Consider the following 13,632-nt stretch of genomic DNA (forward strand, 5'->3'; position numbering starts at 1 on the left):
CAAGCAGGGTGGTCGACAATGGGTTAAAGATCCGACTCCTTGACCGCCCGCACTTTCACCGCATCCAGGGCATAGGCCGCATCGGCCAGGTCATTGTTGACCTTCTCGACTTTGAGGGTGCCCGTGACCCACAGCGGTGTGTAGATATCATCCAGCGTCAATCCCTTGGGATAACGCACCAGCACCAGTTGGTTAGGCGGCGGCGGTGGCACGTGGATGCATGCACCTGGGTACGGCACCAGGAAGAACAAGGTGCTGCGGCCCTTAGCGTCGGTTTCCAGCGGCACCGGGTAACCGCCGATGCGGATGCTCTTGCCGTTCATGGCGGCCACAGTCTTGGTGGAATACATCACCGCCGGTAAGCCTTTGCTCTGCTTCAGGCCACCTTTGTCAGTGAAGGTGCCCTGGGCTTCGGGGGAGTTGTGGTCGATCTCGGGCATGGCTTCGAGGGCTTTCTGGTCGGAAAGCGGCATCAGGTCCAGCCAGTCGGTTTCCGGCAATTCGCCAGCGTGCGCAAGGCCGGAGCCCAGCAAAAGAAGAGTCAACAGAAGACGGCGCATGGAGAGGCTCGGCAAGTATAAGTGCCGAGTATTCTAGCCCTCTGCGCCTGCGCAGCGCAGAGGGCTTTGTCGCTTAACTCATTTCTTTTTCAGCAGACCGTAGATCACCAGCAGCACGATGGCACCGATCAGCGCACCGATAAAGCCGGCGCCCTGGCCCGCCTGGTAGATGCCCAGGGCCTGACCACCGTAGGTCGCGGCCAGGGAGCCGGCGATACCCAGCAGGATGGTCATGATCCAGCCCATGCTGTCGTCGCCTGGCTTCAGGAAACGCGCGAGCAGGCCGACGATCAAGCCGATAAAGATGGTTCCGATGATACCCATGGCATTTCCCTCTGATTGAATGTGAGTCATGGCAAAGCCTAGTCAGGCTTTGCCATCCTGCAATCAGAGAGACGGCGGCAACCAATGGTTCCCGCCGACCCGAGGCTTTATTGCTCGGCGATCAGCGCTTCAACCTTGAGGATCTGCGCTTCCAGCGTTGCGCGGTCCTTGCAACGCAGGTTGGCGTGGCCGACCTTGCGCCCGGCCTTGAAGGCCTTGCCGTAGTGGTGCAGGTGGCAGTCGTCGATGGCGATGACTTTTTCCACCGCAGGCACGGTGCCGATGAAGTTGAGCATGGCGCTCTCGCCGACCTTGGCCGTGGAGCCCAGTGGCAAGCCCGCTACCGCCCGCAGGTGGTTTTCGAACTGGCTGCACTCGGCGCCTTCGGTGGTCCAGTGCCCGGAGTTGTGCACGCGCGGAGCGATTTCGTTGGCCTTGAGGCCACCGTCGACTTCAAAGAACTCGAACGCCATCACGCCGACGTAATCCAGCTGCTTGAGCACACGGCTGGAATAATCTTCCGCCAGGGCCTGCAACGGGTGGTCGGTGCTGGCCACGGACAGCTTGAGGATGCCGCTGTCGTGGGTGTTGTGCACCAACGGGTAGAAGCGGGTTTCGCCATCACGAGCACGCACGGCGATCAGCGAGACTTCGCCAGTGAACGGCACGAAGCCTTCCAGCAGGCAGGCAACGCTGCCCAGCTCGGCAAAGGTGCCCACCACATCAGCGGCGGTGCGCAGGACTTTCTGGCCCTTGCCGTCGTAACCCAGGGTGCGGGTTTTCAACACGGCCGGCAGGCCGATGCTGGCAACGGCTGCGTCCAGGTCTGCCTGGGACTGGATGTCGGCGAAGGCTGGGGTCGGAATGCCCAGATCCTTGAACATGCTTTTCTCGAACCAGCGGTCGCGAGCGATGCGCAGGGCTTCGGCGCTCGGGTACACCGGCACGAACTGCAACAGGAAGGCCACGGTTTCAGCCGGGACGCTTTCGAACTCAAAAGTCACCAGGTCGACTTCGTCGGCCAGTTGGCGCAGGTGATCCGGGTCGCTGTAGTCAGCCCGCAGGTGTTCACCCAACGCGGCCGCGCAGGCGTCCGGGGCCGGGTCCAGGAAAGCGAAGTTCATCCCCAGCGGGGTTCCCGCCAGGGCCAGCATGCGGCCCAGTTGGCCGCCACCGATTACACCGATTTTCATCGTCAACAACCTCAGGCAATGCGTGGGTCTGGATTGTCCAGCACGCTGTCTGTCTGCTCAGCACGGAATTTTTTCAGCACCGCATGGAATTGCGGGTGCTTGGCGCCCAGGATGCTGGCGGACAACAGCGCGGCGTTGATCGCGCCCGCTTTGCCGATAGCCAGCGTGGCCACCGGGATCCCGGCCGGCATCTGCACGATGGACAACAGCGAATCCACGCCCGAGAGCATCGCCGACTGCACCGGTACACCGAGCACGGGCAGGTGGGTCTTGGCCGCACACATGCCGGGCAGGTGCGCTGCACCGCCGGCACCGGCGATGATCACCTCGATGCCACGGGATTCTGCTTCATCGGCATACTGGAACAGCAAATCCGGAGTGCGGTGGGCGGAGACCACTTTCACTTCGTAGGGAATGCCGAGTTTTTCCAGCATATCGGCGGTGTGGCTAAGGGTGGACCAATCGGACTTGGAGCCCATGATCACGCCAACCAATGCACTCATCGTCGTGCCTCTTCTCTCTGGGCGCCCGCAGGCGCGTCAAAAAACAACAAGCCACGCGGGAAATCCGGCGTGGCTTGGTGTACGAATTAAGGCCGGTTGGACCGGCCGAAGGCCGCGCAGTATACCGTAATAATGCAGATAAACAGCCCCTTGAATGACCATCTGTCCAGTGGCGCAAAGCGGCGGTTTTATTGACTTTGAGGTCAGCGAAAGCACCCCACTCCTTGCCGGCGAAAGCGGTGTGCCAGCCACTATAAGGCTCGCCGACCCACCGTGATCGCCGGCACGCCGGCTCCTACAGTCAGGCGCGTTCGGCAGCGGCCCCACCTTCCAACTTGCGCCACAACAATCGCACATTTGCCTTACGCACCAAGGCACAGCGATACAGGCGAATTTCCAGCGGAACATGCCATTGCGGGCCGCCGCACACCACCAGCTCACCGCGCGCCAACTCCGCCCGTACGCTCAGCTGCGGCACCCAGGCGATGCCCAGCCCTTCCAAAGCCATGCTCTTGAGGCTGTCAGCCATGGCGGTTTCATACACGGTGGTGAAGCGTAGGGCGCGCTGGCGCAACAGCAGGTGCACCGAACGGCCAAGAAACGCACCGGCGCTATAGGCCAACAACGGCACGCTGCCCTCGCCTTCCAGGTCGAACAGCGGCTTGCCATCGGCATCGGCGGCGCATACCGGCAGCATTTCAGTGTTGCCCAGGTGCAGGGAGGGGAAGATTTCCGAGTCCATCTGCATCGCCGCATCCGGATCGTAGAACGCCAGCATCAGGTCACAACCGCCTTCGCGCAGGGCATGCACGGCATCACCGACGTTAGTGGCGACCAAACGCGTGGCAATGTTCAAGCCTTCGTTACGCAATTGCGCAATCCAGCGTGGGAAGAAACCCAGCGCCAAGGAGTGAGCCGCCGCCACTTGCATGACTTCGCCCTGCCCGCCTTCCAAGTGATGCAAATGGCGCAGCACTTCACCGAGCTGCTCGACCACTGTGCGCGCAGTGACCAAGAACAACTGCCCTGCCGCCGTCAGCTCCACCGGCGTGCGCGAGCGGTTGACCAGGGTCAGGCCCAACGCCGCTTCAAGGCTGCGGATACGGCGGCTGAACGCCGGCTGGGTCACGAAGCGTCGCTCTGCCGCCTGGGAAAAGCTGCGGGTGGCCGCCAAGGCGCTGAAGTCTTCCAGCCATTTGCTCTCAAGGTTCATTGCTGCCTCCCGTGGATACGCACCATTTTGGCACACACGCCCGCCATGATAACCGGGTCACACCTGCATTATGCCGTTTGTGCATAGGCCAGTGTTTAACAGCATTGGCCCAAAAACTTCCACAAGCCTAGCATTCGCAGCGTTCCGGCCAGTTCCGGGTCCCTATCGAGATGATTTCCGTCATGTCCTCTGCTGCATCATTCCGTACCGAAAAAGACCTGCTTGGCGTACTTGAAGTACCGGCTCAAGCGTATTACGGCATCCAGACCCTGCGAGCGGTGAACAACTTCCGCCTCTCGGGCGTTCCGATTTCGCATTACCCGAAATTGGTGGTCGGTCTGGCAATGGTCAAGCAAGCGGCGGCTGACGCCAACCGCGAGCTGGGTCAGCTCAGCGAAGCCAAGCACGCTGCCATCAGCGAAGCCTGTGCCCGTCTGATCCGCGGCGATTTCCATGAAGAGTTCGTGGTGGACATGATTCAAGGCGGCGCTGGCACTTCAACCAACATGAATGCCAACGAAGTCATCGCCAACATCGCGTTGGAGGCCATGGGCCACAACAAGGGCGAATACCAGTACCTGCATCCGAACAACGACGTGAACATGGCGCAGTCGACCAACGACGCCTACCCAACCGCGATCCGCCTGGGTCTGCTGCTGGGCCATGACGCGCTGCTGGCCAGCCTCGACAGCCTGATCCAAGCCTTCGCCGCCAAAGGCGTCGAGTTCGGCCATGTGCTGAAAATGGGCCGCACCCAATTGCAAGACGCCGTGCCGATGACCCTCGGCCAGGAATTCCGTGCCTTCGCCACCACCCTGAGCGAAGACCTGGCCCGTCTGAAAACCTTGGCACCAGAGCTGCTGACCGAAGTGAACCTGGGCGGCACCGCCATCGGCACCGGCATCAACGCCGACCCACGCTACCAGGCCCTGGCCGTACAACGCCTGGCCACCATCAGCGGCCAGCCGCTGGTGCCGGCAGCCGACCTGATCGAAGCCACCTCCGACATGGGCGCCTTCGTGCTGTTCTCCGGCATGCTCAAGCGTACCGCGGTGAAGCTGTCGAAGATCTGCAACGACTTGCGCCTGCTGTCCAGCGGCCCACGTACCGGCATCAACGAGATCAACCTGCCGGCCCGCCAGCCAGGCAGCTCGATCATGCCCGGCAAGGTCAACCCGGTGATCCCGGAAGCCGTGAACCAGGTTGCATTCCAGGTCATCGGTAACGACCTGGCCCTGACCATGGCAGCCGAAGGCGGCCAATTGCAGTTGAACGTGATGGAGCCGCTGATCGCCTTCAAGATCTTCGACTCGATCCGCCTGCTGCAACGCGCCATGGACATGCTGCGCGAGCACTGCATCGTCGGCATCACCGCCAACGAAGCACGCTGCCGCGAACTGGTCGAGCACTCCATCGGCCTGGTCACCGCGCTGAACCCGTACATCGGCTATGAAAACGCCACCCGCATCGCCCGTATCGCCCTCGAAAGCGGCCGCGGCGTGCTGGAACTGGTGCGTGAAGAAGGCTTGCTCGACGATGCCATGCTCGACGACATCCTGCGCCCCGAAAACATGATCGCTCCACGTTTGGTCCCGCTGAAGGCCTAAGTGTTTGTTGCACCGCTCACCAGGTTGAGGGACTAGACACCTCTCACCTTTTGAGGGCCTGAAGGCTCGTTCTTCAGGCCCTTTTTTTTGCTTGTAGGAGCGAGCTTGCTCGCGAAAAACGGCAAGACACCACGTCCATCCAGGAGGTACGCATTATCGTTCACGACCTTCGCGAGCAAGCTCGCTCCTACAAACCTTTAATCGCCTCGGGCAGACGGATCCCGTTCGCCTAGGTATAGTGCCGCCCCTCTTCGCGTCTGCGGCCGTCGGTAACGAGGCCCGGATACAGCGCGAAACCGCATGAATAACAACCCGCAAAAGGATTGGGGTCGAACTGCCGCGCACTGCCTGGTGCCATGCGGCGTGGTCGGACCGTCCTGCGTTTGCCATTAGAAAAATCAGCGAGGAACACTCCATGCTCGAAGTCATCAACGACTTCCTCTCAGGGAAAGTACTGATCGTGCTCATTGTCGGGCTCGGCGGTTATTTCACGATTCGCTCGCGTTTCGTTCAACTGCGTCACTTCTTCCACATGTTCTCGGTGTTCAAAGACAGCCTGAAGAGCAGCTCCGGTCAGCTCAGCTCCTTCCAGGCGCTGATGCTCAGCCTGGCCGGCCGTGTGGGTGCAGGCAACATTGCCGGCGTCGGCATTGCCGTGACCCTGGGTGGCCCCGGTGCCGTGTTCTGGATGTGGGTCACCGCGTTGGTGGGCATGTCTTCGAGCTTCATCGAGTGCTCCCTCGGCCAGTTGTACAAACGCACTGACGCCGAAGGCACCTTCCGTGGCGGCCCGGCCTACTACATCCAGCACGGCCTGCAGAAGCGCTGGCTGGGTATGGTCATGGCCTTCCTGCTGCTGGTGACCTTTGGTTTTGCGTTCAATGGCCTGCAAGCCCACGCCGTGACTCACTCGCTGAACAACGCCTTCGGCCTCGACACCACCTACACCGGCCTAGCGCTGGCTGTATTGCTGGGCCTGGTGTTCATCGGCGGGATCAAGCGTATTGCCTCGATTGCCGACCTGCTGGTGCCGGTCAAGACCTTGGTGTACATCGCCGTGACCCTGTATGTGATCGTGCTGCAATTCGACCACGTTCCGGCCATGCTCGCGACCATCGTCAAGAGTGCTTTCGGTCTCGACCAAGCCTTCGGTGGCCTGGTCGGCAGTGCAATTATCATGGGCGTAAAGCGCGGCGTATTCGCCAACGAAGCCGGTCTGGGCAGTGCGCCTAACGTGGCGGCGGTGGCTTCCGTGGAGCACCCGATCGCCCAGGGCGTGGTTCAGGCGTTCAGCGTGTTCCTCGACACCTTCGTGATCTGCACCTGTACTGCGCTGCTGATCCTGCTATCCGGCTTCTACACCCCAGGCTTTGAAGGCGACGGCATTGCCCTGACCCAGAACTCCCTGGCCGCTGTGGTCGGCGACTGGGGCCGCATGTTCATCTCCGTGGCCCTGGCGTTGTTCGTGTTCACTTCGATCATGTACAACTACTACCTCGGCGAGAGCAACCTGCGCTTCCTGGTCGGTAACAACCGCAAGGTGCTGATGGGCTACCGCGCACTGGTGCTTGTGTTGATTTTCTGGGGTTCCATCGAGAACCTGAGCACCGTGTTCGCCTTCGCTGACATCACCATGACCATGCTCGCGTTCGTCAACCTGTTCGCCCTGGCGTTCCTGTTCAAGATCGCCATGCGCATCCTGAACGACTACGACAACCAGCGCGCAGCGGGCATCAAGACCCCGGTGTTCGACTCCAGTCAATTCCCTGACCTGGACCTGGACCGTAAGGCCTGGCCGGCCAATCCGGTAAAACCGGAAGCGGCGCCATCGGCAGAGCTGAACGCTCAAACGCAACGCTAAGCGTAGATAGATGACACGCCGCCTCGCCTTGGGCATGCTCTGGGCCCGGCGGCGTTTTTCGTTCAGGAGAATCTCAATGTCAGCATCCAACAACGTCATGGTGCTCTACACCGGCGGCACCATCGGCATGCAGGCCAGCGCCAATGGCCTGGCCCCCGCATCCGGCTTCGAAGCCCGCATGCGCGAACAGCTTGCCAACGAGCAACTGCCCAACTGGCGTTTTCGCGAAATGTCGCCACTGATCGATAGCGCCAACATGACCCCAGACTACTGGCAGCGTTTGCGCACGGCCGTGGTCGAGGCAGTGGATGAAGGCTGCGATGGCGTACTGATCCTGCATGGCACCGACACCCTGGCCTACAGCGCGGCGGCCATGAGCTTCCAATTGCTCGGCCTGCCTGCGCCAGTGGTGTTTACCGGCTCGATGTTGCCCGCCGGCGTGCCCGACAGCGATGCCTGGGAAAACGTCAGCGGCGCGCTGATTGCCCTGGGGGCAGGCCTGGCGCCCGGCGTTCACCTGTATTTCCATGGCGCGCTGATGGCGCCGACCCGCTGCGCGAAGATCCGCAGTTTTGGCCGTCATCCGTTTGCCGCATTGCAACGCAACGGCGGCGTGGCCCAGGCCGATGTAATCCCGGCGGCGCTGCATTTTCGCCAGCCGAAAGCGTTGGCCAATGTCGGCGTGCTGCCGCTGGTGCCTGGGATTGCTGCCGCGCAACTGGATGCGCTGATCGACAGCGGCATCCAGGCACTGATCCTTGAATGCTTCGGCAGCGGCACCGGGCCAAGCGACAACCCCGCGTTCCTCGCCAGCCTGCAACGCGCGCAGACTGAAGGGATTGTGGTCGTAGCCATCACCCAGTGCCACGAAGGCGGCGTAGAGCTGGACGTCTACGAAGCCGGCAGTCGCCTGCGCGGCGTGGGCGTCTTGTCCGGCGGCGGCATGACCCGGGAAGCAGCGTTCGGCAAGCTCAATGCGCTGATCGGTGCCGGGCTCGCTACCCAGGAAGTCCGCCGCCTGGTGGAGCTGGACCTGTGCGGCGAGTTGCGCTGAGCGGCATGTAACTTGCTCCTCTTCCAGCCATCCCGTGGCTGGAAGACTCTATGTTGCACTCCCATCTCACCACCCTCAACGCCGTCTCGCTGGTCATTAATGCGTTCAAGGCCGAAGGCTTGCCCGCTGAAACGTTGCTCGCGGGCAGCGGCATTTGCGCCGCCGACTTGAGCCGCGCCGACGCCTGCATCACCACCAACCAGGAGATGCGTGTATGTACCAATGCAGTCGCGCTGCGGCGGGATATTGGCCTCGAATTGGGCCGCAAGATGCATGTGTCGTCCTACGGCATGCTCGGTTATGCCCTGCTCACCTGTGCCACCTTCGGTGACGCTTTGCGCCTGGCTCTGCGCTACCCGGCGCTGTTGGGAACACTTTTCGAGCTGAGCCTGGAAAACGACGGTGAACGTATCTGGCTGACTGCCGCCGATTACCGGGAAACGCCCGCGCTGGAAATGTTCAACGTCGAATTCTGCCTGGTTTCGCTGAAACTCATCTGCGACGACCTGCTGGGCCAGCCGCTGCCGTTACTCGGTGCGTGTTTCGAATACAGCGCGCCGGACTATCACGCGCGCTACCACGAGTGCTTCGCGTGCTCGCTGCATTTTGAAGCCAGCGCCAACGCCTTCGCGTTTGATAAGCGCTGGCTCGACCAGCCGCTGCCATTGGCCGACGCCGTCACCCATCAAGCCGTGACCGATCGCTGTCGCAAGCAGAACCTGGAGTTCACCGGGCGTCAGGCCTGGCTGGGTCGAATCCGCCGTCTGCTCGCCGCCCAGCTCCACGCCGCGCCCGGTATTGAAGGTTTGGCTGAGCAGATGAACTGTTCCGCGCGAACCTTGCGTCGGCGTCTGCATGACTTGGGCAGCAGCTACCAAGAACTGCTCGACGAGCTGCGCTTCGACCGAGCCAAACAGTTGCTGGGGCAGGACGAGCTGCCAATCTACCGAATCGCCGAACAACTCGGTTTCAGTGAAACCGCCAGCTTTCGCCACGCATTTGTACGCTGGAGTGGTGTGGCCCCCAGTCAATTTCGCCCCTGACGCATCGCAATGGCGCGCCGATGCGCGCTAACGGGGCGAATTGCGGACACACAATTTGGCCGTATTTATCCCCTTTTGGCCGCTCTTGCCGTTTTCTTAAAACGCCCCCACCGCAAGACTGCATTGACTGACACAGCTTGCGGAGAACAACAAATGCTGACGATCTACTCAGACGATCACCACCTGCACCACGGCCGTTGTGAACTGATGGACGGGCAACTGATGCCCTGCTTCGAAATGCCCTCGCGGGCCGATCACGTGCTGCAACGGGTAAAAGACCGCGAACTGGGCCCGGTCCACGCCCCGCAGGACTTAGGCTTGGCACCGCTGCAACGCATCCACAGCCGCGACTACCTCGACTTCTTCCAAGGCGCCTGGCAACGCTGGACCGCCTACGGCCAGGACGGCGACCTGTTGCCCTACACCTGGCCCGCTCGCACCTTGCGCCGTGTGTTGCCCACCAGCCTGCACGGCCAACTCGGTTACTACAGTTTCGACGGCGGCGCGCCGATCACCGCCGGCACCTGGCAAGCAGCTTATAGCGCGGCGCAAGTGGCGCTCACGGCGCAACAGGCGATCCAGCAAGGCGCGCACAGTGCTTTCGCGCTGTGTCGCCCGCCAGGCCATCACGCTGCCAGCGATTTGATGGGCGGTTATTGCTACCTCAACAACGCCGCCATCGCCGCCCAGGCCTTTCTCGATCACGGCCACCAGAAGGTCGCGATCCTCGACGTCGACTACCACCACGGCAACGGCACGCAGTCGATTTTCTATGCGCGCAGCGACGTGCTGTTCACCTCGATCCACGGCCACCCGGAAGCAGAGTTCCCGTTTTTTCTCGGTTATGCCGATGAGTTGGGCGAAGGTGCAGGTGAAGGCTTCAACTTCAATTACCCGCTGCCGGCAGGTTCCGGCTGGGACCAGTGGAGCACAGCGCTTGAAGAGGCCTGCGCCGAGATTGAACGCTATGGCGCCGACATCATCGTCGTATCCCTGGGCGTGGACACCTTCAAGGACGACCCTATCTCGCAGTTCAAACTCGACAGCCCGGACTACCTGGCGATGGGCGCACGTATCGCCCGCCTGGGCAAACCCACGCTGTTCGTGATGGAAGGCGGCTACGCCGTCGAAGAAATCGGCATCAACGCCGTTAACGTCCTCGAAGGTTTCGAACAAGGATCAGCACCATGAAGATGCTCAAGTACGTTGCCCTCTGCGCTGCCGTTCTCGGCGGCGCGGCCCACGCCGAAGAGAAAACCCTGCGGGTCTACAACTGGTTCGACTACATCACACCCAAAGCGCTCGAAGACTTCAAGACACAAAACCCGACGGTCAAATTGGTGTACGACATCTTCGATACCAACGAAGCCTTGGAAGCCAAACTGCTCACCGGAAACTCCGGCTATGACGTGGTAGTGCCGTCCAATGTGTTCCTGGCCAAGCAAATCGAGGCCGGAGTTTTCCAACCGCTGGACCGCAGCCAACTGCCCAACTGGAACCACCTCGACCCCAAGCTGATGAAGCTGATCGAAGCCAATGACCCGGGCAACAAATTCGCCGTGCCCTACATGTACGGCACCATCCTGATCGGCTTCAACCCCGACAAGGTCAATGCAGCGTTGGGCAGCGACGCACCGGTCGACAGCTGGGACCTGATTTTCAAGGAAGAGAACATCAGCAAGCTCAAGCAATGTGGTGTCGCCCTGCTGGACTCGCCTTCGGAAATCCTGCCCCTGGCCCTGCAACACTTGGGCCTGGACCCCAACAGCAGCAACCCCAAAGATTATGAGAAAGCCGAAGCGCTGCTAATGAAAATCCGCCCGTACATCACCTATTTCCACTCGTCCAAGTACATGGCCGACATCGCCAACGGTGACATCTGCGTGGCCGTCGGCTATTCCGGCAGCTTCTCCCAGGCCGCCAACCGGGCCAAGGAGGCCAAGAACGGCGTGACCGTAGACATGCGCCTGCCCAAAGAAGGCGCGCCGATCTGGTTCGACATGCTCGCCATTCCCAAAGGTGCGAAAAACCCGCAGGACGCCTACACCTTTATTAACTACCTGCTGCAACCGCAGGTGATCGCCCCAATCAGCGATTTCGTCGGCTACCCCAACCCGAACAAGGACGCTACCGAGCAGGTCGATGCAGCAATCCGCAACAACCCCAACCTGTACCCCACCGAGGCGGCGATGGCCACGCTGTATACCTTGAAGCCGCTGGGCCGAGATGCGGAACGCGCCAGGACGCGGGCCTGGACCAAGATCAAGTCGGGCACGTAACGAGCGTCGCCTCTCAAGCCACGGGGCTCCCCAGGAAAATCTCGCGAGCCGCCGCATTGGCGAGGGGCCCGCGATAAACCCTTTGGCCGGTATTGTTTTCATACTCGCGGCTCAGCCTGCGCTGGGCCGCCGTTTTCAGGTGAGCGGCAGTCGGTTGCTGGTCAGGGGCTTGCAGACTGGCATAGTGAAAATGCGCATACCACAAAGGCTTGTTGCCCGCGCTGAGGTCCTGAACCTCGTACTCCTGCAAGTAATCCGTCTTACCCTCAATCGTTTCGGGGACCTTAGGCGCCGCGAGCACAATGCCCCGGCTATCAACGCCAAGGTAGAGGGCCATCCTTTCGGTATGTCGGTAGGTAGTTGACTCGCGTACTTCGGTCACAGACGTAGCGGTTCCTCAACGCTATACCGCCTAAGCCCGTCGCCTAACCTGTCCAGGCCTCGCGCAATCGACCCAACGCCTGGCTGATCGCCGCCTCCGGCACTGCGGCAAACCCCAGCACCAGCCCGGCACGCTGATCGGGCGGGGTGCTGGAGTCGGGTAGCCAATAGCTGCTCAGGCCATTGACCTCCACCTCCACGGCGCGGGCCTGCTCCACCAATTGGTGTTCGCGGGCCAGGCTGTCCACCCGCACGGTAAGGTGCAACCCAGCGGCCGTATTTGGCAGGTTGTCCACGCCCGGCAGCTCGCTTGGCCAGCCGTTCAGCAATGCGTTACGCCGACTGAGTGCGGCTCGGCGCATACGCCGGATATGCCGCTGGAAATGCCCGGCCGCCATGAACTCGGCCATCACCGCCTGGGTACTCACTTCGGAATGGCGCATGTCCACCGCACGCCGCCGGGAAAATGCGTCCACCAGTCCCACCGGCAAAACCAGATAGCCCAGGCGCAACGCGGGAAACGCCACCTTGCCGAAAGTACCGACGTAGAGCACCCTTCCGCTACGATCCAGGGCCGCCAGGGGCGACAACGGTGCGCCGCTGTAACGGTACTCGCCGTCGTAGTCATCCTCGATGATCCAGCCACCCGTGCGCTCGGCCCAGGCGAGCAATTCCAGGCGTCGCGCCAGGCTCATCACCACCCCCAACGGATACTGATGGGACGGCGTGACGTAAGCCACCCGGCAGCCCTGCAGGGTGTTGAGCACCTGGCAATCAATGCCCTCGCCATCCACCGGCACGCCGTGCAACTTTCCGCCTGCCAGGGCGAACGCATGCCCGGCTGCGCGATAGCCAGGGTTTTCCACCGCCACGCCGTCACCGCGCTCTACCAGCAACTGTGCACAAAGGCTGATCGCCTGCTGCGCGCCACTGGTGATCACTATTTGTTCAGCCGTGCACTGCATGCCCCGTGAGCTACGCAGGTAGGCGGCGATCAAACCGCGCAAGCGACCGTCGCCCGCCGGGTCGCCGTAACAGAGTTGTTCCAGGTCCGGCTTGCGCCAAAACGCCCCGTTCAGCTTGGCCCATACCTCAAATGGGAACAGATCGAACGCCGGTACGCCTACCCGAAATGCCCGTGGCGGTCCCGCTGGAGGCTGGGGCAGATGGTTGGTTTTTATCTGCGCCAAGCCCCCGCTGTGGATAACTTCACTGTCCAGATCCTGCGGTAAATTGGCCCATTTTGTGGATAAGGCTGGGGATAAGCCTGTCGATAACCCTGTGGATACTTTTGTGGATAGTTTTTTAGCCGTGGGCAATTGGGCGACGTAAGTGCCGTCACCGACCCGACTCTCAATAAACCCCTCCGCATACAACTGGTCATAGGCGCGCACCACGCTGTTACGGGAAATCGACAACGCTGCCGCCAAGTCACGGGTAGCCGGCAAGCGCGTGCCGCTGACCAGCCGCCCGTCCAGCACGCGCTGGCGCAGGGCTTCATACAGCTGGCGCGTCAGCCCTTGGCGGCGGTCCAGCTCAATACCGGCGGGGTTGAACGACAAGGGCGGTGAGACAGGCGACATATTGGACCTATGAAATGGCTGCCAGATGGAT

General features: G+C 61.6%; 13 protein-coding genes. 6 read left to right on the forward strand and 7 right to left on the reverse strand.

Annotation, left to right across the window (positions count from 1 at the left end):
• Nucleotides 1-23 precede the first annotated feature (23 nt).
• From RB216_RS28935 to RB216_RS28955, 5 genes are all read right to left on the reverse strand, one after another.
• A complete protein-coding gene (locus tag RB216_RS28935; RefSeq protein ID WP_050587912.1) occupies nucleotides 24-560 on the reverse strand; it encodes a DUF3299 domain-containing protein in 537 nt (178 codons plus the stop codon).
• Between the two features lie 78 nt (nucleotides 561-638).
• Nucleotides 639-884: a GlsB/YeaQ/YmgE family stress response membrane protein gene (locus RB216_RS28940; protein WP_028618516.1), complete on the reverse strand. Its 246-nt coding sequence runs from the start codon at nucleotides 882-884 to the stop codon at nucleotides 639-641.
• 107 nt (nucleotides 885-991) lie between these two features.
• On the reverse strand, nucleotides 992-2,077 hold the full coding sequence (locus RB216_RS28945) for a 5-(carboxyamino)imidazole ribonucleotide synthase (protein WP_308908153.1): 1,086 nt from the start codon (nucleotides 2,075-2,077) through the stop codon (nucleotides 992-994).
• Between the two features lie 11 nt (nucleotides 2,078-2,088).
• Nucleotides 2,089-2,580: a 5-(carboxyamino)imidazole ribonucleotide mutase gene (purE, locus tag RB216_RS28950; RefSeq protein ID WP_003176980.1), complete on the reverse strand. Its 492-nt coding sequence runs from the start codon at nucleotides 2,578-2,580 to the stop codon at nucleotides 2,089-2,091.
• A 301-nt stretch (nucleotides 2,581-2,881) separates the two neighbouring features.
• Nucleotides 2,882-3,793: a LysR substrate-binding domain-containing protein gene (locus RB216_RS28955; protein ID WP_028618518.1), complete on the reverse strand. Its 912-nt coding sequence runs from the start codon at nucleotides 3,791-3,793 to the stop codon at nucleotides 2,882-2,884.
• A gap of 182 nt (nucleotides 3,794-3,975) precedes the next feature.
• Here RB216_RS28955 and aspA point away from each other — a divergent pair, with 182 nt between their 5' ends.
• The 6 genes from aspA (at nucleotide 3,976) to RB216_RS28985 (ending at nucleotide 11,637) form a co-directional block, all read left to right on the forward strand.
• Nucleotides 3,976-5,400 carry an aspartate ammonia-lyase gene (aspA, locus tag RB216_RS28960; protein ID WP_028618519.1) on the forward strand — a complete coding sequence of 475 codons (1,425 nt, stop codon included), beginning with the start codon at nucleotides 3,976-3,978 and terminating at the stop codon, nucleotides 5,398-5,400.
• A 415-nt stretch (nucleotides 5,401-5,815) separates the two neighbouring features.
• Nucleotides 5,816-7,261 carry an alanine/glycine:cation symporter family protein gene (locus RB216_RS28965; RefSeq protein ID WP_028618520.1) on the forward strand — a complete coding sequence of 482 codons (1,446 nt, stop codon included), beginning with the start codon at nucleotides 5,816-5,818 and terminating at the stop codon, nucleotides 7,259-7,261.
• A gap of 76 nt (nucleotides 7,262-7,337) precedes the next feature.
• Nucleotides 7,338-8,315 carry an asparaginase gene (locus RB216_RS28970; RefSeq protein ID WP_122687004.1) on the forward strand — a complete coding sequence of 326 codons (978 nt, stop codon included), beginning with the start codon at nucleotides 7,338-7,340 and terminating at the stop codon, nucleotides 8,313-8,315.
• 50 nt (nucleotides 8,316-8,365) lie between these two features.
• Nucleotides 8,366-9,358, forward strand: a complete 993-nt coding sequence (locus RB216_RS28975; protein WP_028618522.1) for an AraC family transcriptional regulator — start codon at nucleotides 8,366-8,368, stop codon at nucleotides 9,356-9,358.
• A 153-nt stretch (nucleotides 9,359-9,511) separates the two neighbouring features.
• A complete protein-coding gene (locus RB216_RS28980; RefSeq protein WP_122687003.1) occupies nucleotides 9,512-10,549 on the forward strand; it encodes a histone deacetylase family protein in 1,038 nt (345 codons plus the stop codon).
• Nucleotides 10,546-11,637, forward strand: coding sequence for a polyamine ABC transporter substrate-binding protein (locus RB216_RS28985; RefSeq protein ID WP_122687002.1), 1,092 nt, complete (start codon nucleotides 10,546-10,548; stop codon nucleotides 11,635-11,637). The genes RB216_RS28980 and RB216_RS28985 overlap by 4 nt, the downstream gene beginning before the upstream one ends.
• A 13-nt stretch (nucleotides 11,638-11,650) precedes the next feature.
• Here the strand turns inward: RB216_RS28985 and RB216_RS28990 are convergent, their stop codons facing one another.
• Nucleotides 11,651-12,019 carry a hypothetical protein gene (locus RB216_RS28990; protein WP_308908154.1) on the reverse strand — a complete coding sequence of 123 codons (369 nt, stop codon included), beginning with the start codon at nucleotides 12,017-12,019 and terminating at the stop codon, nucleotides 11,651-11,653.
• 43 nt (nucleotides 12,020-12,062) lie between these two features.
• Nucleotides 12,063-13,601 carry a MocR-like pyridoxine biosynthesis transcription factor PdxR gene (gene pdxR / locus RB216_RS28995; RefSeq protein ID WP_028618526.1) on the reverse strand — a complete coding sequence of 513 codons (1,539 nt, stop codon included), beginning with the start codon at nucleotides 13,599-13,601 and terminating at the stop codon, nucleotides 12,063-12,065.
• Between the last annotated feature and the right edge of the window lie 31 nt (nucleotides 13,602-13,632).

The organism is Pseudomonas canadensis, assembly GCF_030980095.1.
Lineage (GTDB): Bacteria > Pseudomonadota > Gammaproteobacteria > Pseudomonadales > Pseudomonadaceae > Aquipseudomonas > Aquipseudomonas canadensis.